Origin of the sequence: Streptomyces sp. NBC_00190, from assembly GCF_036203305.1 — a bacterium.
Classification (GTDB): domain Bacteria; phylum Actinomycetota; class Actinomycetes; order Streptomycetales; family Streptomycetaceae; genus Streptomyces.
Map to the genome: position 1 here is coordinate 3,938,428 of NZ_CP108131.1, position 21,873 is coordinate 3,960,300.

24 protein-coding genes and 1 tRNA gene are annotated in these 21,873 nt (G+C 72.5%); 16 read left to right on the forward strand and 9 right to left on the reverse strand.

Going from position 1 to position 21,873, the window contains the following annotated elements:
• The first annotated feature begins 43 nt into the window (after nucleotides 1-43).
• Nucleotides 44-646, forward strand: coding sequence for an HhH-GPD-type base excision DNA repair protein (locus OG429_RS18915; RefSeq protein WP_328926477.1), 603 nt, complete (start codon nucleotides 44-46; stop codon nucleotides 644-646).
• Between the two features lie 88 nt (nucleotides 647-734).
• The gene (locus OG429_RS18920) at nucleotides 735-1,208 is read left to right on the forward strand and encodes a cupin domain-containing protein (protein ID WP_328926478.1); all 474 of its coding nucleotides are present in this window, start codon (nucleotides 735-737) and stop codon (nucleotides 1,206-1,208) included.
• On the opposite strand, the gene opcA is transcribed toward OG429_RS18920, so the two are convergent.
• Together opcA and OG429_RS18930 are read right to left on the reverse strand one after the other, a co-directional pair.
• Nucleotides 1,157-2,089, reverse strand: coding sequence for a glucose-6-phosphate dehydrogenase assembly protein OpcA (opcA, locus tag OG429_RS18925; RefSeq protein WP_328926479.1), 933 nt, complete (start codon nucleotides 2,087-2,089; stop codon nucleotides 1,157-1,159). The two genes, OG429_RS18920 and opcA, sit on opposite strands and share 52 nt — an antisense overlap.
• Nucleotides 2,090-2,214: 125 nt before the next feature.
• The gene (locus tag OG429_RS18930) at nucleotides 2,215-3,846 is read right to left on the reverse strand and encodes a helicase HerA-like domain-containing protein (RefSeq protein ID WP_328926480.1); all 1,632 of its coding nucleotides are present in this window, start codon (nucleotides 3,844-3,846) and stop codon (nucleotides 2,215-2,217) included.
• 88 nt (nucleotides 3,847-3,934) lie between these two features.
• On the opposite strand from OG429_RS18930, the gene OG429_RS18935 reads away from it, so the two are divergent.
• Complete coding sequence (locus OG429_RS18935; RefSeq protein ID WP_017240525.1) at nucleotides 3,935-4,231, forward strand: type II toxin-antitoxin system VapB family antitoxin; 297 nt, start codon at nucleotides 3,935-3,937, stop codon at nucleotides 4,229-4,231.
• 173 nt (nucleotides 4,232-4,404) lie between these two features.
• On the forward strand, nucleotides 4,405-5,079 hold the full coding sequence (locus OG429_RS18940) for a LytR C-terminal domain-containing protein (RefSeq protein WP_328926481.1): 675 nt from the start codon (nucleotides 4,405-4,407) through the stop codon (nucleotides 5,077-5,079).
• 28 nt (nucleotides 5,080-5,107) lie between these two features.
• On the opposite strand, the gene upp is transcribed toward OG429_RS18940, so the two are convergent.
• Nucleotides 5,108-5,743: a uracil phosphoribosyltransferase gene (gene upp / locus OG429_RS18945; protein ID WP_328926482.1), complete on the reverse strand. Its 636-nt coding sequence runs from the start codon at nucleotides 5,741-5,743 to the stop codon at nucleotides 5,108-5,110.
• A 163-nt stretch (nucleotides 5,744-5,906) separates the two neighbouring features.
• On the opposite strand from upp, the gene OG429_RS18950 reads away from it, so the two are divergent.
• The 10 genes from OG429_RS18950 (at nucleotide 5,907) to OG429_RS18995 (ending at nucleotide 12,734) form a co-directional block, all read left to right on the forward strand.
• The gene (locus OG429_RS18950; RefSeq protein ID WP_328926483.1) at nucleotides 5,907-6,854 is read left to right on the forward strand and encodes a universal stress protein; all 948 of its coding nucleotides are present in this window, start codon (nucleotides 5,907-5,909) and stop codon (nucleotides 6,852-6,854) included.
• 84 nt (nucleotides 6,855-6,938) lie between these two features.
• Nucleotides 6,939-7,118: a hypothetical protein gene (locus tag OG429_RS18955; protein ID WP_030027564.1), complete on the forward strand. Its 180-nt coding sequence runs from the start codon at nucleotides 6,939-6,941 to the stop codon at nucleotides 7,116-7,118.
• Between the two features lie 303 nt (nucleotides 7,119-7,421).
• Nucleotides 7,422-7,970: a tRNA adenosine deaminase-associated protein gene (locus tag OG429_RS18960; RefSeq protein ID WP_328926484.1), complete on the forward strand. Its 549-nt coding sequence runs from the start codon at nucleotides 7,422-7,424 to the stop codon at nucleotides 7,968-7,970.
• 59 nt (nucleotides 7,971-8,029) lie between these two features.
• Nucleotides 8,030-8,458, forward strand: a complete 429-nt coding sequence (gene tadA, locus OG429_RS18965; protein WP_328930340.1) for a tRNA adenosine(34) deaminase TadA — start codon at nucleotides 8,030-8,032, stop codon at nucleotides 8,456-8,458.
• An 81-nt stretch (nucleotides 8,459-8,539) separates the two neighbouring features.
• Nucleotides 8,540-8,624: transfer RNA gene (locus OG429_RS18970), tRNA-Ser, on the forward strand.
• 145 nt (nucleotides 8,625-8,769) lie between these two features.
• On the forward strand, nucleotides 8,770-9,060 hold the full coding sequence (locus OG429_RS18975) for a hypothetical protein (RefSeq protein ID WP_328926485.1): 291 nt from the start codon (nucleotides 8,770-8,772) through the stop codon (nucleotides 9,058-9,060).
• Between the two features lie 376 nt (nucleotides 9,061-9,436).
• A complete protein-coding gene (locus OG429_RS18980) occupies nucleotides 9,437-9,598 on the forward strand; it encodes a hypothetical protein (protein WP_215014193.1) in 162 nt (53 codons plus the stop codon).
• A 207-nt stretch (nucleotides 9,599-9,805) separates the two neighbouring features.
• The gene (locus OG429_RS18985; protein WP_405679523.1) at nucleotides 9,806-10,816 is read left to right on the forward strand and encodes an RNA polymerase sigma factor SigF; all 1,011 of its coding nucleotides are present in this window, start codon (nucleotides 9,806-9,808) and stop codon (nucleotides 10,814-10,816) included.
• Nucleotides 10,817-11,047: 231 nt separating this feature from the next.
• Nucleotides 11,048-11,887: an RNA polymerase sigma factor SigF gene (locus OG429_RS18990; RefSeq protein WP_328926486.1), complete on the forward strand. Its 840-nt coding sequence runs from the start codon at nucleotides 11,048-11,050 to the stop codon at nucleotides 11,885-11,887.
• A 61-nt stretch (nucleotides 11,888-11,948) separates the two neighbouring features.
• Nucleotides 11,949-12,734 carry a hypothetical protein gene (locus tag OG429_RS18995; protein ID WP_328926487.1) on the forward strand — a complete coding sequence of 262 codons (786 nt, stop codon included), beginning with the start codon at nucleotides 11,949-11,951 and terminating at the stop codon, nucleotides 12,732-12,734.
• Between the two features lie 19 nt (nucleotides 12,735-12,753).
• On the opposite strand, the gene OG429_RS19000 is transcribed toward OG429_RS18995, so the two are convergent.
• Complete coding sequence (locus OG429_RS19000; RefSeq protein ID WP_328926488.1) at nucleotides 12,754-12,993, reverse strand: hypothetical protein; 240 nt, start codon at nucleotides 12,991-12,993, stop codon at nucleotides 12,754-12,756.
• Between the two features lie 117 nt (nucleotides 12,994-13,110).
• Between OG429_RS19000 and OG429_RS19005 the strand changes: the two genes are divergently transcribed.
• Together OG429_RS19005 and OG429_RS19010 are read left to right on the forward strand one after the other, a co-directional pair.
• Nucleotides 13,111-13,524, forward strand: a complete 414-nt coding sequence (locus OG429_RS19005; protein WP_405679520.1) for a MarR family winged helix-turn-helix transcriptional regulator — start codon at nucleotides 13,111-13,113, stop codon at nucleotides 13,522-13,524.
• Between the two features lie 86 nt (nucleotides 13,525-13,610).
• Entirely contained in the window at nucleotides 13,611-15,209 is a 1,599-nt protein-coding gene (locus OG429_RS19010) for an MDR family MFS transporter (protein WP_328930342.1), read from the forward strand.
• Between the two features lie 7 nt (nucleotides 15,210-15,216).
• Here the strand turns inward: OG429_RS19010 and OG429_RS19015 are convergent, their stop codons facing one another.
• The 5 genes from OG429_RS19015 to OG429_RS19035 all read right to left on the reverse strand — a co-directional run bounded on the left by OG429_RS19015 (nucleotide 15,217) and on the right by OG429_RS19035 (nucleotide 21,861).
• Nucleotides 15,217-15,837 carry a TetR/AcrR family transcriptional regulator gene (locus tag OG429_RS19015; protein ID WP_328926490.1) on the reverse strand — a complete coding sequence of 207 codons (621 nt, stop codon included), beginning with the start codon at nucleotides 15,835-15,837 and terminating at the stop codon, nucleotides 15,217-15,219.
• Between the two features lie 139 nt (nucleotides 15,838-15,976).
• A complete protein-coding gene (locus OG429_RS19020) occupies nucleotides 15,977-18,178 on the reverse strand; it encodes an ArnT family glycosyltransferase (RefSeq protein WP_328926491.1) in 2,202 nt (733 codons plus the stop codon).
• Nucleotides 18,175-19,443 carry a bifunctional glycosyltransferase family 2/GtrA family protein gene (locus OG429_RS19025; RefSeq protein ID WP_328926492.1) on the reverse strand — a complete coding sequence of 423 codons (1,269 nt, stop codon included), beginning with the start codon at nucleotides 19,441-19,443 and terminating at the stop codon, nucleotides 18,175-18,177. Before OG429_RS19025 ends, OG429_RS19020 begins: the two co-directional genes overlap by 4 nt.
• 25 nt (nucleotides 19,444-19,468) lie before the next feature.
• The gene (locus OG429_RS19030; RefSeq protein ID WP_328926493.1) at nucleotides 19,469-21,094 is read right to left on the reverse strand and encodes a sensor histidine kinase; all 1,626 of its coding nucleotides are present in this window, start codon (nucleotides 21,092-21,094) and stop codon (nucleotides 19,469-19,471) included.
• Nucleotides 21,094-21,861, reverse strand: coding sequence for a response regulator transcription factor (locus OG429_RS19035; protein ID WP_328926494.1), 768 nt, complete (start codon nucleotides 21,859-21,861; stop codon nucleotides 21,094-21,096). Before OG429_RS19035 ends, OG429_RS19030 begins: the two co-directional genes overlap by 1 nt.
• Nucleotides 21,862-21,873 lie beyond the last annotated feature (12 nt).

Here is a 21,873-nt window from a genome sequence, read left to right on the forward strand (position 1 = left end):
CGGCGGCCGCGCGGGGAACGCGTCCGCGCGGCAGGCTGGATCCATGGACAAGGACATCACCATCCGGCTGGCCCAGCAGCCGGAGGCCGACGCGCTGCTCGGCCGGAGCCCGCTCGCCGCGCTCGTCGGAATGCTGCTGGACCAGCAGGTGCCGATGGAGTGGGCGTTCTCGGGGCCCTGGACGGTCGCCCAACGGCTCGGCTCCGACGACCTGGACGCGCACGCCATCGCCGCGTACGACCCGGAGGCCTTCGCCGCGCTGCTGTCGCAGAAGCCCGCCGTCCACCGGTATCCGGGGTCGATGGCGAAGCGGATCCAGCAGCTGTGCGCGTACCTGGTGGAGCACTACGACGGGGACGCCGCCGCCGTCTGGGCCGACGCCACGACCGGGGAGGAGCTGCTGCGGCGCCTCAAGGAGCTGCCGGGATTCGGCGAGCAGAAGGCGCAGATCTTCCTCGCCCTGCTGGGCAAGCGGTTCGGCGTGCGCCCGAAGGGCTGGCGGGAGGCCGCGGGCGGCTACGGACAGGCGAACGTGTACCGCTCGGCGGCCGACATCACGGGGCCCGAGTCCCTGGCCAAGGTCCGGGCGCACAAACAGGAGATGAAGGCCGCGGCCAAGGCGGCGAAGGCCTCCGGCGGCTCGTGAGCCGGCCGGGGCACGGCGGTCCGGCCGACCTGACGGACTCCCCCGAATCTGCGGCACCGGGCCGTCCGTGCCATGAAAAGCTGGGGACATGACAGAGATCGCGACTCGCGCCGCCACCGCCGAAGCCATCTACGACGCCCCCGGCAGCCTCATCACGCTGCTGACGGACACCGCCGAACTCACCTGCAACACGGCCACGTTCGACGAGGGCGCGGCCGGGGCCCCGGTGCACTTCCACACCAAGGCCACCGAGTTCTTCCACGTCACCGCCGGCCGGCTCGACATCCTGGTCGACGAAGAGGTCCAGACCCTCGAAGCCGGCGACTTCATCGCGATCCCGCCGGGCGTCAAGCACGCCTTCGCCCCCGCCGCCGGCCACACGGCCAGCGTCTTCGTCGGCTTCACCCCCGGCATGGGCCGCTTCGACTACTACCGCCTCCTCGGCCGGGTGAACGCGGGCGAGGCCACCGTGCAGGACATCAAGGACAGCTCCTCGACGTACGACAACCACTACGCGGAGAGCGCCGCCTGGAGCGGCCGCCGCCGCAGCGCGGAGCCGTAGGTCACGTCCGCGTCGAGGCGCCGCAGCTCCTCCGAGATCAGCTCGGCGCCGCTGCGGATCTTCAGGGCCACCCTGCGATCGGGGCTCCCCGGCAGCATCAGCGTGGCCAGCGCGCCGGCCGGCCGGTCGATCCGGATCTCGCCGCCCGTGGTCTGCAGCACCACGCGGGTGATCACCGGGCCGTCGCTCGCCACCCGGTCCACCGGCGTGCCGAGCCGGTCCTCCAGCCAGCGGGCCAGCAGCTCGGCGCTCGCGTTGTCGGGCTCGCTCTCCACCCTCGCGCCGGTCACCGGCAGCGGCTTCTGGTCCAGGGCGGCGGCGAGCAGGGCCCGCCACGGCGTCAGCCGGGTCCAGGCCAGGTCGGTGTCGCCGGGCCGGTAGGCGGCCGCCCGCTCGTCGAGCGCGCCGACCGGGTCGGCCGCCTCGGCCGCGTCCGTGATCCTGCGCTGCGCCAGCGCGCCCAGGGAGTCCCCGGCCAGGTCGGCGGGGGCGTCGGCCGGCCACCACGCCACCACGGGCGCGTCCGGCACCAGCAGCGGCAGCACGACCGAGCCGGCCTGCCCGGTCAGGTCCCCGTGCAGGCGCAGCAGCAGGGTCTCCCCGGTGCCGGCGTCCGAGCCGACGCGCAGTTCGGCGTCGAGCCGGGTCGCGCGGAGCTTGTGCGAGCCCCGGGAGGTCCGCTTGATCACCGCGATGATGCGGCACGGGTGTTCGTGCGAGGCCTCGGAGGCCGCCCGTACGGCGTCGTAGGCGTTCTCCTCGTCGGTGACGACCACCAGGGTCAGCACCAGTCCCGTGGTGGGGCTGCCGATGGCCCGGCGGGCCTCGAGCAGGGCCCGGTTGATCTTGCTGGACGTGGTGTCGGTCAGTTCGGTCCGCATGGAACGAGTCTGTCAGCGCGCGCCCCGGTCCGGGCACCCGGTGCGCTCGATTCCGCCTCGAACGACGTTCCTTGGCCGCTCCTTTGCTCTGCCGGCCGCTCCCGCGCCCGGGCGGGCGGGCGGCGTCATCTGCGCCGGCGGGCCGTACCGAACACCGAGCGCGAGATCTCGCGGCCCAGCTGTGTCCCGATCGACCGGGCCAGCGAGCGGAACAGCCCGCTCCCGACCACCTGCTCGGCCAGTGAGGGTTCCGGCTCCGGGGCGCCGCGCGCCGCCCTCGCGGCCTCCTTCTCGGCCTCCTTGGCCTGCTTCTCCGTCGCCTTGGCCTGCTTCTCGTCCGCCGCGGCCGCCGCGGCCGCCTCCGCCCGCGCCTCGGCGGCGGCCTGCTCGGCGCTGATCTTCTCGTACGCCGACTCGCGGTCGACCGGCTCCGCGTAGCGCGGCCAGAGCGGCGAGGACTTCACGGCCCGGTCCAGCGCGGCCGCCTCGATCGGCCCCATCAGCGACTGCGGGGCGCGCAGCCGGGTCGCCGCGACCGGGGTCGGGGCGCCGTTCTCGCTCAGCACGGTGACGACCGCCTCGCCGGTGCCCAGCTGGGTGAGCAGCTCCTCCAGGTCGTACGCGGAGCGGGGGAAGGTCCTCACGGTCGCCTTCAGCGCCTTCGCGTCGTCGGGCGTGAAGGCGCGCAGCGCGTGCTGCACCCGGTTGCCGAGCTGGCCGAGCACGTCCGACGGCACGTCCTTGGGGGTCTGCGTCACGAAGAAGACGCCCACGCCCTTGGAGCGGATGAGGCGCACCGTCTGGGTGACGGAGTCGAGGAAGGCCTTCGACGCGCCGTTGAAGAGCAGGTGCGCCTCGTCGAAGAAGAAGACGAGCCTCGGCTTCTCCACGTCGCCGACCTCGGGCAGGTCGTTGAAGAGGTCGGCCAGCAGCCACATCAGGAAGGTGGAGAAGAGCTGCGGCTTGTGCGAGGCCGCCGGGAGTTCCAGTACGGAGACCAGTCCGCGCCCGTCCGCGGCCGTCCGCAGGAACTCGGCGGTGTCGAACTCCGGCTCGCCGAAGAACTCCGCGGCCCCCTGCTGCTCGAAGGCGGTCAGCGCCCGGAGGATCACCCCGGCCGTCACCGTGGACAGCCCGCCGATGTCCCTCAGTTCCGGCTTTCCCTTGTCGGTGACGAGGAAGGCGACGACGGCGCGCAGGTCCTTGAGGTCGATCAGCTCCAGGCCCTTGGTGTCGGCGTAGTGGAAGATCAGGCCGAGCGACTGCTCCTGCGTCTGGTTGAGCTGGAGCACCTTCGACAGCAGCACCGGACCGAAGCTCGTCACCGTGGAGCGGATCGGGATGCCGGGGCCGATGCCGCCGAGCGAGTAGAACTCGCTGGGGTATCCCGTGGCCTCCCACCGCTGGGCCACGACCGCGGCCCGCTCCTCGGTCCTCGGGTTCGACGCGCCCGGGACGGAGATTCCCGAGACGTCTCCTTTGACGTCCGCGAGGAAGACCGGGACGCCGTTCGCCGACAGCTGTTCGGCGATGAGCTGGAGGGTCTTGGTCTTGCCCGTGCCGGTGGCGCCCGCGACCAGCCCGTGCCGGCCCAGCATCGTCAGGGGGATGCGGATCTGCCGGTCCGGCAGGCAGGCGCCGTCCCAGAGCAGGGCTCCCAGATCGAGCGCGGGTCCGGTGAAGGCGTACCCGGCGGCGATCTTGTCGGCCGGGTCCGTCTGATTCGCCGAGGCGGCGGCTTCGGTGCTCTCGCTCATGCATCACTCCCGAATTGGCCCCGTACGCCACTTTTGCACCCGCGCTGCGAGGCTGCGCCCGCAGGGCCGGGCCCGGTAGGCTTTCCGTGTGATCTTCAAGCGCATCGGTAACGGAAAGCCGTACCCCGACCACGGCCGGGAAAGCACCCGGCAGTGGGCGGACGTCGCGCCGCGCCCGGTCCGGCTCGACCAGTTGGTGACGACCAAGGGGCAGCTCGACCTCGAAACGCTGCTCGCCGAGGACTCCACGTTCTACGGCGACCTCTTCGCCCACGTCGTCAAGTGGCGGGGCGACCTCTACCTGGAGGACGGACTGCACCGCGCCGTGCGCGCGGCCCTGCAGCAGCGCCAGGTCCTGCACGCCCGCGTCCTCGAAATGGACTGACGCCCCGCCCCCGGAACGGGCGTCGGGGCGGACTCGGGGCAGGCTCGGGACCGACCTCGGAACACCCCCGGGACAGGCCGCCGTTTCGCGTAGATTGCGCCTTTCGGGTCAGTATTGACCTATCAGCAGATCATTTAGTAGGCATCGTCGGCGGGCGGCACTACGCTGCGCCCATGAGCATGCTCACTCCCCCCGGCATGGGCGGAAAGTACCGCGTCACGGGAGCCGCCTACCCCCGCATGAGCCGTAAGCGGAGCCGTCGTCGGATCGTCCTCGCCGTGTGCGGCTCGGTCCTCGCACTGGCCCTGCTCGGCTATGGGGCCCTGCAGCTCATCGACGTGTTCCAGGGCAACAGCCCGAAACGGAATACCGCCGCTGGAGCCAAGGACTGTCCGACTGCGACCGCTGATCCCGCCACCAAGGCCGGCCCCGAAGCCGTCTCCGCCGCCTCCGCGGCGGCCCAACCGGCAGTCGTGCTGCCCAAGCCCGGCGACATCACCGTCAACGTCTACAACGCGACCCCGCGCGCCGGGCTCGCCAAGGCCGTCGGCGACGAGCTGGCCAAACGCGGCTTCGTCATCGGCAACGTCGGCAACGCCCCGCCCACCTTCGACAAGAAGGTCCCCGGCGCCGCGATACTGCTGGGCTCCCCCGCCACCGACAAGGGCGCCTTCTCCGTACTGGGCACCCAGCTCGTCGGCGCCACCCAGCAGACCGACACCCGCGAGACCGCGGACATCGACCTGATCCTGGGCGACGCCTTCAAGGAGCTGAGTACGAAGGAGGACGCGGACAAGGCGCTGGCCCTCCTGGCCAACCCCGTGCCCGCGCCCGCCAAGAAGTGCTGATCGAGCCGGAAGACCGCTCCGCGGAGAACTACTCCGCGGAGCCGTACATGCGGTCGCCCGCGTCCCCCAGGCCCGGGACGATGTAACCGTGCTCGTTGAGCCGCTCGTCCACCGCGGCGGTCACCACCGTCACCGGTGTGCCCGCCAGCTCGCGCTCCATGATCTCGACGCCCTCGGGCGCGGCCAGCAGCACCACGGCCGTGACGTCGTCGGCGCCGCGCTTGATCAGCTCCCGGATCGCCGCGACGAGCGTGCCGCCGGTGGCCAGCATCGGGTCGACGACGTAGACCTGCCGCCCGGAGAGGTCCTCCGGCATGCGCGTCGCGTACGTGGAGGCCTCCAGGGTCTCCTCGTTGCGGACCATGCCCAGGAAGCCCACCTCGGCGGTCGGCAGGAGCCGCACCATGCCGTCGAGCATGCCGAGGCCGGCACGCAGGATCGGCACGACCAGCGGGCGCGGGTGCGAGAGCTTCACACCGGTGGTCGGGGCGACCGGGGTCTCGATGTCGGCCTGCTCGGTGCGCACGTCCCGGGTGGCCTCGTACGCGAGCAGGGTCACCAGCTCGTCGGCGAGCCGCCGGAAGGTGGCGGAGTCGGTGCGCTTGTCGCGCAGGGTGGTGAGTTTGTGCGCCACCAAGGGGTGATCGACGACCTGCAAACGCACAACATCCTCCAAAACTCGGCCTGCGACCTGCAAAAACGGCCGCACGACGCGACCTGCACCCAAAAGGCTACGCGCTGACGCGGCCCCTTCGTGTCCGAAGCCGCAGCCACGCCCGCGACTGCCTGCGGATGCGACCCGCCCGGACGCCCAGCACGCTGGACTGATGAGCAACGCACCGGTGATCGCGGCCGTCGACGGATCCGACCACAGCCTGAGGGCCCTGGAGTGGGCCAGGACCGCGGCGCTGCTGCACGGTTGCGGGCTGCTGATCGCCCACGTACTGCCCGACCACGCCCAGCTGTACGCGGGGCGCCGGACCTCGCTGCACGACGCCTCACAGCCGGAGGAGTTCGCCGACCCGGTGAGCGACCAGATCGTGGCCCTGCTCGGCGGCCGCTCCGGGCTGCCCGAGGGGGTCGAGTACGTGTCGCTGGAGGGCTCCGTCCCCGAGGCGCTGCGGGTCATCGGGGCGGAGGCCCTGATGCTGGTGATGGGCTCCCGGGGGCGCGGCGGCTTCGCCAGCCTGCTGCTCGGCTCCAACAGCCGCGCCGTGGCCGCCACGGCGCCGTGCCCGGTCGTGGTGGTCCCGCACGCGGAGCGGAGCGCGGGGGCGCGGGACGCCGCCGCCGGGCAGTCCGCCGGGCAGGTGGTGCTCGGCCTGCACGCCGCCGAGACGCCCGACGACGTACTGGCCTTCGCGTTCTCGGAAGCGGCCGTGCGGGGGACCACCGTCCAGGTGGTGTCCGCGTACGCCATCCCGCCCGCGCCGACCATGGTGATCGACAGCCCCTTCGTGGTGATCCCGCCGGAAGGGCTGGCCGACGACGGGGACGCCGTGCCCGCCGAGCGGGAGATGCTGCGGTCCCAGACGGAGCGGCTCGCGCCCTTCCGCACCCGGTACCCGGACGTCCGGGTGGAGCAGGCCGCCGTGCCCGGGGACGCGGCCGGCCGGCTGGTCATCGCCTCCGAGTCGGCGGCGCTGGTCGTCGTGGGACGCCACCACCCGCGGCGCTCCGCCATGTCCCTGCAGATCGGCTCGGTGGCGCACGCGGTGCTGCACCACGCGCACGGCCCGGTGGCCGTGGTCCCGACGCTGTCGGACGACGTCTGACCTGCACAGGGGTGGCATCAAACCGCCCGTCCGGGGGAAGCTGGGTGCAGGGGGGAACGACCGACCAGCCCGGGGTGGTGGCCGATGCCCGACACGCAGCCGAGCGACGACGCGCCGGAGACCGCCGCGCAGCGCCGAGCGCGCCGCGCCCAGTTCCTGCGCGATCTGATGGAGGCGCGCGCGCTGCGCGACCGCGTCCAGCCCCGCCGCGCCCGCGCGGCCCGCATGCGCCAGCAGATGCGCATGCGCACCTTCCGCTGGTAACCGCGGCCGGCGCCGCACCCGGGCCCGCGACACGACCGGGCGCGGCGGCCTCCGCGAGGGAGCCGCCCCGGCCCCCGGCGGCGCCCGGCAGCCGTACGGCACCACCGCCGCGCACCCCCCGTCCGGGCCGCGCGGCGCACGGCGCGGGACGACGCAAGCGCGGAAGACCTCTCGCAAAGCCGCTGTTTCTGCCACGATGCCGATTGGGCGGGGTACGGACGGCGAGCACGACAGCCGTTCGACCCCAACCTCCGGCCGGGGGGACCTCCAACCGGCACGCCTAAGACCAGTGGGAGAGTCACGGTGTATTTCGCCGCACTGCTCGCGCGCACCGAAGACGGGTGGGAAGCGAGCGACATGGAACTCGACAACGTCGAGTCCCTCAGTGATCTGATCGATCTCGCCCGTTCCGCCGCTGTCGACGACGACACGGTGGTCGCCCTCATCGAGCAGGAGGACGCCTGGTTCGGCGTCGTCCGCGTGGACGGCGAGGAGGACCCGCGGTACTTCGTATCGAACGCCTCCGCGGCCGCCCGCAGCTCCTACGGCTCGATGCTGACCAAAGAGCTGCTGGGCAGCGACAAGGAGGACGACGAACTCGACGAACTGGACCTGGACGGAACCGAGGACGGCGAGGAGGAAGCACTCGCCTCCTTCACCGACGAGGACGACGACGAGGACGCGGCGGGCGGGAGCGGCTCGGAGCCGGTACCTGCCGGTCCGCTCGGCGACCCCCGGCTGCTGGACGACCTCGGGGTGACCCACAAACAACTGATGACCCTCGACGGGGACGCCCTCTCGGAGATCGCCGACGCGCTCGGCGCCACCGAGGTCCTGGAGGCCGTCCGCTAGTGATCCACACGTACGACGCGCACACCCCCGATCCCGTACGGGATCCCTGGCGGGACTCCATGCGCCTGGCGCTCCAGGAGGCCGCCCGGGCGGTGCCGGCCGGCGATGTGCCGGTCGGCGCCGTCGTGCTCGGCCCGGACGGCGGGATCCTCGCCACCGGGTACAACGAGCGCGAGGCGACCGGCGACCCGACGGCGCACGCCGAGGTGGTGGCGCTGCGCCGGGCCGCCGCCGCAGTCGGGGAATGGCGGCTTCCGGGGTGCACCCTCGTGGTGACCCTGGAGCCGTGCGTGATGTGCGCGGGCGCGCTCGTGCAGTCGCGCGTCGCCCGGGTCGTCTACGGCGCGGACGACGAGAAGGCGGGCGCGGCGGGCTCGCTGTGGGACCTCGTACGGGACCGCAGGCTCAACCACCGGCCCGAAGTGGTCCGCGGCGTCCTGGCGGCGGAGTGCGCGCAGCAGCTGACGGACTTCTTCCGCGACCTGTGACGACGGCCGTCCGACGGGGCCGGCAGCCGACGCGGGATGCCGATTTCGGCGAATGCACCTCCTTAGGCTAGGATCCATCTCGGTAGTGTGTCCGAGTGGCCGAAGGAGCTCGCCTCGAAAGCGAGTATGGGGCAACCCATCGGGGGTTCAAATCCCTCCACTACCGCTCCGATCGAAAGCCCCGCCCCGCAAGGGTCGGGGCTTTCGGCGTTCGTACGGCTCACAGCATGTGGTTCGGCTCCCGACGTTCCCCGCTCCGCTCTCCGGAGTACGGCCGCGTGACCGCCCGCCCCCTCGGCCGTTGTCACGGCATGACCAAGACCCAGCGCATGCTCGCCGCCTTCGCCCTCGCGGGGGCCGCCGCGGGCCTCGCCGCACCCGCCGCCTCCGCCGCACCCATCGCGCCCCTCACCCTCCCGGACCTCCCGACGGCCGCCCCCGGCATGCCCGCCGGGGCCACGCCGTCCTCCATCCAGGAGATCGGCGGGAAGCTCAGCGAAGGAGCCAACCAGCTCAACCAGCTGATGGAGCTGCCGAACCAGCTCTCGCCCGTGATCGCCCCCGTACAGCCCCTCACGGACCTCGCCGGCGGCCTGCAGTAGCCGCAGCGGGCGCCACGGAGCGGGAACCGCGAAGAAGGCCCCGAGCGGAGCCGGGACCTTCCACGTGTGGGACGGGGGAAGTGGCGTCGCGGGGACAAGCCACTTCCCCCGACGAGGACGGAACCTGCCAGTCCGGGCCGCGGTCAGGGGAAAGCGCGCGGCTCGGACCCCGCAGTGAGGTCCTGTCCCTCACCCGCCGGTCTCCTGCCAGAACCGGTGGGCGCACACCAATCGCGCGCCCCCCGCAACCGCCGGCATCCCGGCAAAGGACCCGGAGTACCGGGTCATTGGTCCTTAAAGGGCGGGTGAGTGTCCAAACCTGACCGGTTAGACTCACCCGACTTTGCAGGACCGGTTGGGGAGGCCGTCACCGCTCATGGACACCAAGAAGCTCATCACGGGTGCCCTCACCGTCTTCGTCCTGTTCGTGATCATCACCCAGCCCAAGCGGGCCGCCGAGATGGTGGGAATAGGCTTCCAGGGCATATCCGATGCCGCCTCCGGCATCGGCGAGTTCATGACCGAACTGGTGCGCTGAACCCGTACGCTGAAGCGGCTTCCGGACTTCCCGGCCCCCCACTCCGACGGGTGGGGGGCTTTTTGCATACCCATCACTAGGCACAATGCCCCAATATGCCCAACTTGCCCTCAACACGGTGATATACGGTGCTTGCACACAGTGCACATGTCTTGTGATGCTATGACCGCTTTTGACGGATGAGTTGACTGAAGGGGTGGCGTGACCGTGCCGGCCAGTACAGCGCCTCAGGTGCCACCCCAGCAGGACCCCCAGGTGCCGCCCCAGCACGAACCCCAGTACGAACCCCGACGGGAGTCCCGGCAGGAGACCCGGCAGGAGACCCGGCAGGTAGCGGTCCAGGGGCCCCGGCAGGAAGCGCAGCAGGAGGCCCGGCAGGAGGCGGCCCCGGAGACGGCCCAGGAGGAGCCCCAGGAGGAGCCCCCGCCCGCCCTGGCGCCCCAGAGACCGCCGAGCCGGGGCGCGGACACCCGGGCCCTCACCCAGGTCCTCTTCGGGCAGCTGAAGAACCTGGAACCGGGCACCAGCGAGCACAACCGGGTGCGCGGAGCCCTCATCGAGGCCAACCTCCCGCTCGTGCGGTACGCGGCCGCCCGCTTCCGCAGCCGCAACGAGCCGATGGAGGACGTGGTCCAGGTCGGCACCATCGGCCTGATCAACGCCATCGACCGGTTCGACCCGGACCGCGGTGTGCAGTTCCCGACCTTCGCGATGCCGACCGTCGTGGGCGAGATCAAGCGCTACTTCCGCGACAACGTCCGCACCGTCCACGTGCCGCGCCGCCTCCACGAGCTGTGGGTGCAGGTCAACGCCGCCACCGAGGACCTCACCACCCTCCACGGCCGCACCCCGACGACCCCCGAGATCGCCGAGCGGCTGCGCATCGGCGAGGACGAGGTCCTCTCCTGCATCGAGGCCGGACGGAGCTACCACGCGACCTCGCTGGAAGCCGCCCAGGAGGGCGACGGGATGCCCGGCCTCCTCGACCGCCTCGGCTACGAGGACCCGGAGCTGGCCGGGGTCGAGCACCGCGACCTCGTCCGCCACCTCCTCGTACAACTGCCCGAACGTGAACAAAGGATCCTGCTGCTGCGGTACTACAACAACCTGACGCAGTCGCAGATCAGCGCCGAGCTGGGCGTGTCCCAGATGCACGTCTCCCGGCTCCTCGCCCGGAGCTTCGCCCGATTGAGATCCGCAAACAGGATCGAGGCGTAACCGTAACGAGTGGAGATCATCCACGCGTTTCCTGACAGAACGGGGCTGATCCCCTTCTGACCTCTTCTGTCGCTGGAGATATATGTCGACTTGGCGCTACAGCGTGTTGCCGACATGTGACATTCTGCTTGAACCGCGTTTGCCGCAGCCCCGCCTCCGGTATTCAGGTGGAGGCTGCGTTCCTCTGACGGGCGCGCCGCACGCGACCGTCCGCGACCTCAAGGGGGTGGCATGTCCGTAGACCAGGGCAGCTCCAAGGTGCTCACGCTCGTCAAGAGCGCGACTCCGGCAGTAGCCGACCGCTCGGAAGCCATCGACACCCGCACCCTCTCCCGCTCCCTCTTCCAGCGCCTTGCCGCCCTGGACGCGGACAGCCCCGACCGGGCGTACGTACGCGACACCCTGATCGAGCTGAACCTGCCCCTGGTCCGGTACGCCGCCGCCCGCTTCCGCAGCCGCAACGAGCCGATGGAGGACATCGTCCAGGTCGGCACCATCGGCCTGATCAAGGCGATCGACCGGTTCGACTGCGAACGCGGCGTGGAGTTCCCGACGTTCGCGATGCCGACCGTCGTGGGCGAGATCAAACGGTTCTTTAGGGACACCTCCTGGTCCGTCCGCGTCCCGCGCAGGCTCCAGGAGCTGCGCCTCGCGCTGACCAAGGCCAGCGACGAGCTCGCCCAGAAACTGGACCGCTCGCCGACCGTGCCGGAGCTCGCCGCCGTGCTGGGCGTCTCGGAGGAGGACGTGGTCGACGGTCTCGCCGTCGGCAACGCCTACACCGCCTCCTCGCTCGACTCGCCCTCGCCCGAGGACGAGGGCGGCGAGGGCTCGCTCGCGGACCGCCTCGGTTACGAGGACACCGCGCTCGAAGGCGTCGAATACCGCGAGTCACTGAAGCCCTTGCTCGCCAAACTCCCGCCCCGGGAGCGGCAGATCATCATGCTGCGGTTCTTCGCGAACATGACGCAGTCGCAGATCGGCGAGGAGGTCGGCATCTCCCAGATGCACGTCTCCCGGCTGCTCACCCGTACCCTCGCGCAACTGCGCGTAGGCCTCATCGGCGAGTGACGGGGCGTTGAACCGTCCGCAAGGGCTTTCCAATTGACGGAGCGTCAGTAAAACTGGCGCGATGCGAACGGGATCCCGCAGGGCCGCCCCGGCTGCCCTCCTCGCCCTGTGCTGCACGGCCGTCGCCGGCCTCACCGGCTGCGGCGGCCCGGCACGGGACGGCTATGTCGCCGTGGGCGCCGCGGCCCCGGGTCCCGAACGGGGCGCGGGGGAGAACGTGGCGCCGCAGGGCCAGGTGGAGTTCCAGCAGCTCGGCGGCCCGTCCGCGGCGGGCGGCTCCTCCGTGTCGTCCGGTACGTCGGCCAGTACTCCCGAGTCCCGGACACCCGGCGGCTCCGCCCCGGGCGGAGCGACGACCACCGCCCCCGGCGGCTCCGGAGCCACACCCGGGATCCCGCCCGGTGCGGGCCCGTCCACCACCCCACCCGGCACCCCGGACTCCCCGGGCACGCCGGGCGCGCCGTCCGGCCCATCGAGCCCGTCCAGCCCGTCCACCAAGCCCGGCACGACCCCGCCGGCGCCCCCGGCGACCCCGGCGACCCCGGCGAGGCTGACGCTGTCCACCCCGGCCAGGGCGGCCGCGGCCGACCGCTGGTGCGAGCGGGTCACCGTCACGTTCACCAACACCGGCACCACCGCGGCCCGTTCGGGCACGGTCAGCTTCGCGACGCACATCATCGGCGCCCTCGGCGTCGATTGGGCCACGATCACCACCACCCAGCCGCTTCCCGCGCCGATCACGGGCGGAGCCGCCAAGACGCAGACCTACACGGTGTGCGTGGAGGCCTGGCGGGTGCCGCTGGGCATGCACGTGGACACCCAGAAGGTCACCGCCACCTGGAGCTGAACCCGCGCGGGCGCGGCGGTCAGTGCAGGACGACCCACAGGGCGGCGCCGAAGGCGAGCACGAGCGCGATGCCCACCCCGAGCCACGCGCCCTTCTTGGAGCCGACGGCCTGCTGCCCCTCCTCGCGGCGCTGGCGACGCGAGCCGGTGGGCGTCTGCCGGGCCGGTGCGGCCTCCTCGACGAAGGCGCGGAACATCTGGGTGCTGCCCGCGGGGTCGTAGTTGCCCTCGGGGACCTGTGAGTTGCGGTTGTCAGCCATGGAGCAGGACCCTAGCCGGTTTTCCGATTCCTTTACCGCCCCATCCCCAGATTCATTTGCCTGTAGCAACCATCCTCTTCTATGGTTGCCCTAAGCAACAAGATGGGGGGTCGGCCGATGACCACGCGGTACGAGGAGCTGGCCCGCCGGCTCACCGGGATCGGCGCGGTCAAGCGCGAGCTGGCCCGCGCCCTGCCTTCGGACTGCCCGCCCGGCGCGGCCGCCGTCCTCACCGTGCTCGAACGGCACGGAGAGATGCGGCTGAGCCGACTGGCGGAGCTCATGGCCGTCGACATCTCGGTGACCAGCCGGCACGTCACCCACGTCGCCGAGCGCGGCTGGATCGAGCGCGAGACCGACCCGGGGGACGGCCGCTGCCGCATCCTGCGGCTCACCCCGGCCGGACACGCGCTCCTCGCCGAGCTCGGCGCCCGGTACACGGCGGCACTGGAGAAGGCGCTGGCCGACTGGTCCGCCCAGGACATCGACGTACTCAACACCCTGCTGGCCCGACTCCGATCGAGCTTCTAGACAGAAGGAAACACATGGCCACGTCGGAGACGCCGACAGACGGCACGTCCATCACCCCGTCCGTGACCCCGGCCACGGCTCCGTCCATGGCCCCGGCCATGACCCATCCGCAGATCATGAAAGCGCTGTCCGGGCTGATGCTCGGCATGTTCGTGGCGATCCTGTCCTCCACGATCGTCTCCAACGCCCTGCCCCAGATCATCAGCGACCTCGGCGGCACCCAGTCCTCCTACACGTGGGTGGTGACCGCGGCCCTGCTGTCGATGACGGCGGCGACCCCGCTCTGGGGCAAGCTGTCCGACCTCTTCAGCAAGAAGCTGCTGGTCCAGATATCCCTCGTGATCTACGTGCTGGGCTCCGTGGTCGCGGGCATGTCCCAGAACACCGGCATGCTGATCGCCTGCCGCGTGGTCCAGGGCATCGGGGTCGGCGGCCTGTCCGCCCTCGCGCAGATCGTGATGGCCGCGATGATCTCCCCGCGCGAGCGAGGCCGGTACAGCGGCTACCTCGGCGCGGTCTTCGCCGTCGCCACCGTCGGCGGGCCGCTGCTGGGCGGTGTCATCACCGACACCGAGTGGCTGGGCTGGCGCTGGTGCTTCTACGTCGGCGTGCCCTTCGCGGTCATCGCCCTGATCGTGCTCCAGCGCACCCTGCACCTGCCGGTCGTGCGCCGCGACGTCAAGGTCGACTGGCTGGGCGCCTTCCTGATCAGCGGCGCCGTCTCGCTGCTGCTGATCTGGGTCACGCAGGCCGGCGACTCCTATGCGTGGATCTCCTGGCAGACCTGGGCGATGACCGGCGGCGCGGTGGCGCTCGGACTGCTCTTCGTCCTCGTCGAGTCCCGTGCGAGCGACCCGATCATCCCGCTGCGGCTGTTCCGCAACAAGACCATCACCCTGGCCTCGGCGGCCTCGCTGTTCGTGGGCATCGCGATGTTCTCGGGCACGGTATTTTTCAGCCAGTTCTTCCAGCTGGCCCGGGGCGAGTCCCCCACGATGTCCGGAGTCCTCACGATTCCGATGATCGGCGGGCTCTTCGTCTCCTCCACGGTTTCCGGTCTGGTGATCACCAAGACCGGCAGGTGGAAGGCCTGGCTCGTCTCCGGCGGTGTGCTGCTGACGGCCGGCCTGGGGCTGCTGGGCACCCTGCGGTACGACACCCCGTACTGGCACATCGCGCTCTACATGGCGCTGACCGGCCTCGGCCTCGGCATGATGATGCAGAACCTGGTCCTCGCCACCCAGAACCAGGTGGCCCCCGAGGACCTGGGCGCGGCCAGCTCGGTCGTCACCTTCTTCCGCTCGCTCGGCGGCGCCATGGGCGTCTCGGCGCTCGGCGCGGTGATGGCGCACCAGGTCACCGGATACGTGAAGGACGGCCTGGCCGCTCTCGGCCCGAAGGCCGCGGCGCTCGGCCACGGCGGCACGGGCGGCGGCGCCATCCCGGACCTCGACAAGCTGCCGGCCCCGTTCCGTACGGTCGTCGAGTCGGCGTACGGGCACGGCGTCGGCGACGTCTTCCTCTACGCGGCCCCCACCGCCCTGCTGGCGCTGCTGCTCTGCCTGTTCATCAAGGAGGTCGCGCTGAAGTCGAAGCCCGCGGCCCACTCCCCGGCGGCGGCGTCCGCCGACGCCTCCGCCCCCGCATCCGCCGGGACCCCTGCCGAGGCCTCCGCCAAGGCCTAGGCGACGCTTAGGCGGCGGCCTTCGCCTCGATGCCCGCGATCAGGACGTCGAGCGCGAGACAGAAGTCGCCCTCGGGCGCCCGCCGGGCCGCGCCCCCGCAGCCGTGCAGGAACTGCGAGACGGCCAGGTGGGCGCCGGTCCGGGCGGAGCCGGCGAGGCCCGTGGCGTCCAACAGCCGCTGGAGGGCGGCGTCGAAGGCCCGGGCGTGCGGGCCGATGTTCGGATAGGCGGCGGCGAGCGGGGCCGCCCAGGGGTGGTCCGCCAGCACCCGCCGGTAGCCCCGGGCCAGCGCACGCAGCCGGCCGGGCCAGCCTTCCGGCACCGGCCCGGCCGACAGGGCCAGCTCGCCCAGGGCGCTGTCCAGGGCGAGTTCGAGCAGATCGTGCTTGGTGTCCACGTACCAGTACAGGGACATCGCGGTGACCCCGAGCCGGGCGGCGAGCCGGCGCATCGAGAACCGGGCCAGCCCCTCGGCGTCGAGCAGCCGCACGGTGGCGGCGGTGATCCGTTCCCGGTCGAGCCCGGAGGGCGCCTCGCTGCGGCGTCTGGCGGGTGCGGCGGGTCTGGCGGCCAGCCACACACTGGACTCGGCCGGGAGCGGATCGCCGGAATCGGCCGCGGTCGCCATGGAGGCACCCTCCTCACACCAGGTGGATCAGCCCGGAATGCCCGGTCCGCCCTCTCGATGCTAGGTCCTGTCGTCGAAGCAGGGCCTTACCGGCGCTCCTTTGACGACCGGGCCTGAGGTTCCGCGTGGTCGGGCCGGATCAGGACGTGGGAGCCGTGAGGTCGTAGACGGTGGCTCCGCCCAGGGTCGACTCCTCGAACGTGGCCTTCACCCAGCTTTCGATCGCGCTGCTGGTGCCGCCGCCCGGACCGCCCTGCCGCATCCCGCCGGCGGCCTCGGCGGACCCGCCTGCCTGGCCACCTGCCTGACCGCCGCCCTGGCCGCCTCCCTGGCTGATGAACCAGTGGATCCGGCCGTCCTTCACGTACTGCTTGAACTGCTCCAGCGTGGGCGAGGGGTCACTGCCGTTGAAGCCGCCGACGGGCATCACGGGGACACCCGAGGCCAGTTGGTAGCTCGCCGCGTTCTGGGAGCCGACGGCGGCCGCCGCCCAGGTGTACTTTCCGGCGTCGGCCCGCAGCGCCGCCTTGGCCTCGGCGCCGACCTGGGTGCCGCCCAGCAGGCCGCCGGGCCCGCCCTGGCCGCCGCCGGCGCGCTCCATGCCGCGCCCGCCCTGACCGCCCGGAGCCCCCGCACCGCCCGGTGCTCCCGTACCGCCCGGGGCTCCCTGACCGCCCCCGCCCGGCGGCATGCCGCCCTGCGGCAGGGTGTTCCCGCCCCGCGGGCCGCCCTGCTGCATGCCACCGGGGCCGCCCCGCGGCATCTCACCTGCCGGGAAGGCGCCCCGCATCATGCCGCCGGGTCCGCCCCGGCCGCCCGCCACCGCCGGTCCGGCGGTCACGATCGAGCCCGCGTGCCCGGTCTGCACGGTGGTCAGGCAGTACGCGAGCGGGCCCGCCAGCGCAGCACCCACCCCCAGCGCCGCGGTGGCCAGCAGCACCCGGCGCCCGGCCGCCGCGACGAACGGCAGCGCGGCCGCGGCGAGCAGGCCCCCCACCAGGACCGCCCAGCGCAGCCACGGAAGGTAGCCGGTGGCCCGGCCGAGCAGGACGTACGACCAGACGGCGGTCAGTGCCAGCGTCCCGGACAGGGCGAACAGCGCGGCCCGGGAGCCCCGCTCCTCCCACAGCACGGCGACGCCCATGCCGATCAGCGCGGCGACGAACGGCGCCAGCGCCACGGTGTAGTACTCGTGGAAGATGCCCTGCATGTAGCTGAAGACGACCGCGGTGATCAGCAGCGAACCGCCCCAGGCCAGGAAGGCCGCGCGGGCCATGCCCTCCAGCGAGTCGGTGGCCCGGCGGGCGCGCCAGGTGACCACCAGTCCGGCCACGAGCAGGACCAGGGCGGCGGGCAGCAGCCAGGAGATCTGACCGCCGATGTTGGCCGAGAAGAGCCGGTCGATGCCCGTCTCACCCCAGCCGCCGCCGGGGCCGCCGCCGCCGGGGCCGCCGCCACCGGCGCGTCCGCCGCCGCCGACGCTGCCCGTCTCGTTGCCGTTGATCCGCCCCAGGCCGTTGTAGCCGAGCGTCAGTTCCAGGAAGGAGTTGTTCTGCGAGCCGCCGATGTAGGGGCGGGAGGAGGCGGGCCACAGTTCCACGACGGCCACCCACCAGCCGCCGGCCACCACCATCGCGAGCCCGGCGAGCAGCAGCTGGCCCAGACGCCTGCGCAGCGGGGTGGGCGCGCAGACGGCGTACAGCACGGCGAGCGGCGGCAGGATCACGAAGGCCTGGAGGGTCTTGGTGAGGAAGGCGAAGCCGACCGCGACACCGGCCCACAGCAGCCAGTCGGTGCGTGCCCCGTCGAGGGCGCGCAGGACGCAGTACACGGTGACCGTGAGCAGCAGGGTCAGCAGCGCGTCGGGGTTGTTGAAGCGGAACATCAGCGCGGCGACGGGCGTGAGCGCGAAGGCGGCGCCGCTCAGCAGCGCGGCCCCCGGACCGAACTGGCGCCGTACGGCGGCGTACAGCACAGCGGTCGTCGCGACGCCCATCAGGGCCTGCGGGACGAGGATCTGCCAGGAGCCGAGCCCGAACAGGCGGACCGACAGCATCATCGGCCACAGGGCGGCCGGGGGCTTGTCGACGGTGATGGAGTTCCCGGCGTCGGAGGAGCCGAAGAAGAAGGCCTTCCAGCTCTCGCTGCCCGCCTGCACGGCGGCGGAGTAGAAGGAGTTGGCGTAGCCGGAGGACCCCAGGTCCCAGAGCAGCAGGACGGCCGTGGCGATCAGCAGCCCGGCGAAGGCGGGCCGTTCCCAGCGGGGCCGGTCGGTGGCGTGCCGGCCGGTACGGGTCCGGGCTTCGGGGACCGGGAAGAGCGGGGTTGCTGCGGTGGTCATCGGATGACGTCCTTCACGGGAGTGTCGCGCCGCTCGGGGAAGACCCAGGCGCGGAAGAGCAGGAACCGCAGCACGGTGGCGGCGAGGTTGGCGGTGATCAGGACGGCCAGCTCGGTGCTGTGCGCGGGGGCGGCCGCGGCCGCTCCGAGGGCGGCGAGGGAGCCGCTGGTCAGGGCGAGGCCGATGGCGAACACCACCAGCCCCTGGGCCTGGTGGCGTACGGCCCGGTCCCGGCCGCGCACCCCGAAGGTGAGCCGGCGGTTGGCGGCCGTGTTGGCGACGGCCGAGAGCAGCAGGGCGGCGCCGTTGGCGACCTGCGGGCCCGCTCCGGTGCGGAAGGCGGAGTACAGCAGCAGGTAGAGCAGGGTGGACAGGGCCCCGACGGCGCAGAAGCCGAGGAGCTGGCGGGCCAGTCCGCGGTCCACGCCGGGCAGCGCGGTGCGGTCGCGCGGGTCGTCGCCGAAGGGGCGGGCGAGCCGGTCGAGCGGGAGCGCGCCGACCGCCAGGGCCCGGCCCACCCGCCAGACGCCCTTGAGGTCCTCGGTGGCGGTCTTCACGATGTGGACGGTGGAATCGGGGTCGTCGACCCAGTCCACCGGCACCTCGTGGATCCGCAGCCCGGCCCGCTCGGCGAGCACGAGCATTTCGGTGTCGAAGAACCAGCCGGTGTCCTCCACCAGGGGCAGCAGACGCTCGGCGACCTCCCGCCGGATGGCTTTGAACCCGCACTGGGCGTCGCTGAAGCGGGCGGCGAGCGAGGAGCGCAGGAGGAGGTTGTAGGCGCGGGAGACGAACTCCCGCTTCGCTCCCCGCACCACCCGGGAGGACCGGGCGAGGCGGGTGCCGATGGCGAGGTCGGAGTGGCCGGAGATCAGCGGGGCGACCAGGGGCAGCAGGGCGTTGAGGTCGGTGGAGAGGTCCACGTCCATGTACGCCAGTACCGGTGCGTCGGAGCCGGACCAGACGGTGCGCAGGGCCCTGCCCCGGCCCTTCTCCTCCAGCCGCGTGCTGCGTACCCCGTCCAGGGCCGCGGCGAGCTCGCCCGCGACCTCGGGGGTGCGGTCGGTGCTCGCGTTGTCGGCGACGGTGATCCGGAAGGGATAGGGGAAGGTGCGGGTGAGGTGCTCGTGCAGCCTGCGCACGCACGGTCCGAGGTCTTTCTCCTCGTTGAAGACCGGGATCACCACGTCGAGGACGGGCTCGCCGGGCAGGGGCGCGAGTGGAGCCCGTGCCGGAAGGGCCCCGGGAGAGGCGTCGATTGGCATGTGACGACACTCGCCGGGCGGCCTGTCACCGCTGTGTGATGAGCCTGTGCCCCGTCTGTGAGTCCGTGTGCGAGTCCGTCCGTGAGTCCGTCCGTGAGTCCGGATCCGTGTGCGCGTGCGCGTGCGCGTGCGGCAGCAGGACCTCGAAGCAGGTCCGCCCGGGCTCGCTGCGCACGCCGACCCGGCCACCGTGCGCGGTGACCACGGCCTGGACGATGGCGAGCCCCAGTCCGGTGGAACCCGCCGCACGGGATCGGGACGCGTCGCCGCGGGCGAAGCGCTCGAAGACGTGGGGGAGCAGGTCGGGCGGGATACCGGGCCCGTCGTCCTCGATCAGCAGCCGGACGGCGGACGTCTCTCCCCCGGCTGCCGCAGCGCGTGCCGCAGCGGGCGCCACAGCGGGCGCCGCGAGCGAAACGTGCGCGGTGACGGTGGTGCCGGGCGGGGTGTGCGTACGGGCGTTGGCGAGGAGGTTGACCAGGACCTGCTGGATACGGGCCGGGTCGACGCGGACGGGCACGGGTTCGTCGGGCAGGCGCAGCCGCCAGTGGTGCTCGGGGCCGGCGGCCCTGGCATCGCTGACGGCGTCGACGACGAGCGGGGCCAGGTCGGTGTCGGTGTCGCCGGTGGACAGGGGCCGGCCCGCGTCGAGCCGGGCCAGCAGCAGCAGGTCCTCGACCAGGCCGGTCATGCGGGTGGCCTCGGACTCGATCCGGCCCAGGGCGTGCCGGGTGTCGGGGCCCGGCTCCTCCCGCCCCCGGCGGGTCAGCTCGGCGTATCCGCGGATGGAGGCCAGCGGGGTGCGCAGTTCGTGGCTGGCGTCGGCGACGAACTGCCGGACCCGCATCTCGCTCTGCTGGCGGGCCGTGAGCGCGGAGGAGACGTGGCCGAGCATCCGGTTGAGGGCCGCGCCGACCTGGCCCACCTCGGTGCGGGGGTCGGCCTCGGCAGCCCGGACCCGTTCGTGCAGCGCGGGCTCGCCGCTGTGCAGGGGCAGTTCGGAGACCCGGGTGGCGGTGGCGGCCACCCGGCGCAGCGGGCGCAGGGCGACCCCGACCAGTGCCTGGCCGGCGAGGGAGGCCGCGATCAGCCCGGCGAGGGTGACGCAGACCTCCACAGCGACCAGGGTGTTCACGGTGGAGTCGACCTCGTGGAGCGGGAAGCCGAGAACGAGGCTTCCGTCGGGCGCGGGCAGCACCCGGTACGACCCGAGCCCGGGCAGGCTCAGGTTCACGGGTGCGCTGCGGCCCTGCTCGGCCGTGCGGGCAGCCTTGGCGAGGACCGCGGTCTGGGCCTCGGTGAGGGGCTGGCTACGGCGTTCGGGGTCTTCGTCGCGCACGCTGCGGTAGGCCCCGAGCACCTTGCCGTCGGAGTCGATGCGGAATCCGACGGCGCCGAGCGGTGTGCCCGGGCCGAGGACGGACCGCCCCTCCCTGATCGCCTTCTGCACGCCGGGGGGCGAGGAGGCCATGCCGACCGAGATCCGCAGCTGGTCGTCGAGGTTGTTGACCAGGTACAAGCGCAGGGCGAGGGTGGTGACGGTCCCGATGGCCGCGCCCACGACGGCGATCAGCGCCACCGCCGAGACGACGAGCCGGGTCCGCAGGGACCAGGGGCGGCCCGGCCGCTTCGGGCGGAGGCGGACGGCCACTAGTCGGCCGGCTTGATCAGGTAGCCGGCGCCCCGCCGGGTGTGGATCATCGGCGCCATTCCCGGCCCGCTCTCCAGCTTCCGCCGCAGGTAGGAGATGTACAGCTCGACCACATTGGCCTGGCCGCCGAAGTCGTAGGACCACACCCTGTCCAGGATCTGGGCCTTGCTCAGCACGCGGCGCGGGTTGCGCATCAGGTAGCGCAGCAGCTCGAACTCGGTGGCGGTCAGGTGGATCTCCCGGCCGCCGCGGACCACCTCGTGGCTGTCCTCGTCGAGGTGCAGGTCACCGACGGCGAGCACCGAGCCGCCGCGCGCGGCCTGCGCCGCGCCCGAGCGCCGGACCAGGCCGCGCAGCCGGGCCACGACCTCCTCCAGGCTGAACGGCTTGGTGACGTAGTCGTCGCCCCCCGCCGTCAGGCCCGCGATGCGGTCCTCGACGGAGTCCTTGGCGGTCAGGAAGAGCACGGGGACCTGGGGGATCTCCCGGCGCAGCTGCCCCAGGACGGCGAGCCCGTCCATGTCGGGGAGCATGATGTCGAGGACCACGACGTCCGGCCGGAACTCGCGGGCCGCCCGCACCGCGCCCGCCCCGTCACCGGCGCTGCGGACCTCGCAGCCCTCGTAGCGCAGGGCCATGGACAGCAGCTCGGAGAGTGAGGCCTCGTCGTCGACGACGAGGACCCGGCAGGCTCCGCCGTCGGGCCGTGTCAGGGCCGTCGGGCTGTTCGTGGACGTGGACGCGTGGGATGTGGTCGTCGCAGTCATACGACCACGCTG

Bases quoted from the DNA above. Each gene is read 5' to 3' on its own strand.
- OG429_RS18915 (WP_328926477.1), top strand. From the start codon at position 44: ATGGACAAGGACATCACCATCCGGCTGGCCCAGCAGCCGGAGGCCGAC.
- OG429_RS18920 (WP_328926478.1), top strand. From the start codon at position 735: ATGACAGAGATCGCGACTCGCGCCGCCACCGCCGAAGCCATCTACGAC.
- opcA (WP_328926479.1), bottom strand. From the start codon at position 2,089: ATGCGGACCGAACTGACCGACACCACGTCCAGCAAGATCAACCGGGCC.
- OG429_RS18930 (WP_328926480.1), bottom strand. From the start codon at position 3,846: ATGAGCGAGAGCACCGAAGCCGCCGCCTCGGCGAATCAGACGGACCCG.
- OG429_RS18940 (WP_328926481.1), top strand. From the start codon at position 4,405: ATGAGCATGCTCACTCCCCCCGGCATGGGCGGAAAGTACCGCGTCACG.
- OG429_RS18950 (WP_328926483.1), top strand. From the start codon at position 5,907: ATGAGCAACGCACCGGTGATCGCGGCCGTCGACGGATCCGACCACAGC.
- OG429_RS18955 (WP_030027564.1), top strand. From the start codon at position 6,939: ATGCCCGACACGCAGCCGAGCGACGACGCGCCGGAGACCGCCGCGCAG.
- tadA (WP_328930340.1), top strand. From the start codon at position 8,030: ATGCGCCTGGCGCTCCAGGAGGCCGCCCGGGCGGTGCCGGCCGGCGAT.
- OG429_RS18975 (WP_328926485.1), top strand. From the start codon at position 8,770: ATGACCAAGACCCAGCGCATGCTCGCCGCCTTCGCCCTCGCGGGGGCC.
- OG429_RS18980 (WP_215014193.1), top strand. From the start codon at position 9,437: ATGGACACCAAGAAGCTCATCACGGGTGCCCTCACCGTCTTCGTCCTG.
- OG429_RS18990 (WP_328926486.1), top strand. From the start codon at position 11,048: ATGTCCGTAGACCAGGGCAGCTCCAAGGTGCTCACGCTCGTCAAGAGC.
- OG429_RS18995 (WP_328926487.1), top strand. From the start codon at position 11,949: ATGCGAACGGGATCCCGCAGGGCCGCCCCGGCTGCCCTCCTCGCCCTG.
- OG429_RS19000 (WP_328926488.1), bottom strand. From the start codon at position 12,993: ATGGCTGACAACCGCAACTCACAGGTCCCCGAGGGCAACTACGACCCC.
- OG429_RS19005 (WP_405679520.1), top strand. From the start codon at position 13,111: ATGACCACGCGGTACGAGGAGCTGGCCCGCCGGCTCACCGGGATCGGC.
- OG429_RS19010 (WP_328930342.1), top strand. From the start codon at position 13,611: ATGGCCCCGGCCATGACCCATCCGCAGATCATGAAAGCGCTGTCCGGG.
- OG429_RS19015 (WP_328926490.1), bottom strand. From the start codon at position 15,837: ATGGCGACCGCGGCCGATTCCGGCGATCCGCTCCCGGCCGAGTCCAGT.
- OG429_RS19020 (WP_328926491.1), bottom strand. From the start codon at position 18,178: ATGACCACCGCAGCAACCCCGCTCTTCCCGGTCCCCGAAGCCCGGACC.
- OG429_RS19025 (WP_328926492.1), bottom strand. From the start codon at position 19,443: ATGCCAATCGACGCCTCTCCCGGGGCCCTTCCGGCACGGGCTCCACTC.
- OG429_RS19035 (WP_328926494.1), bottom strand. From the start codon at position 21,861: ATGACTGCGACGACCACATCCCACGCGTCCACGTCCACGAACAGCCCG.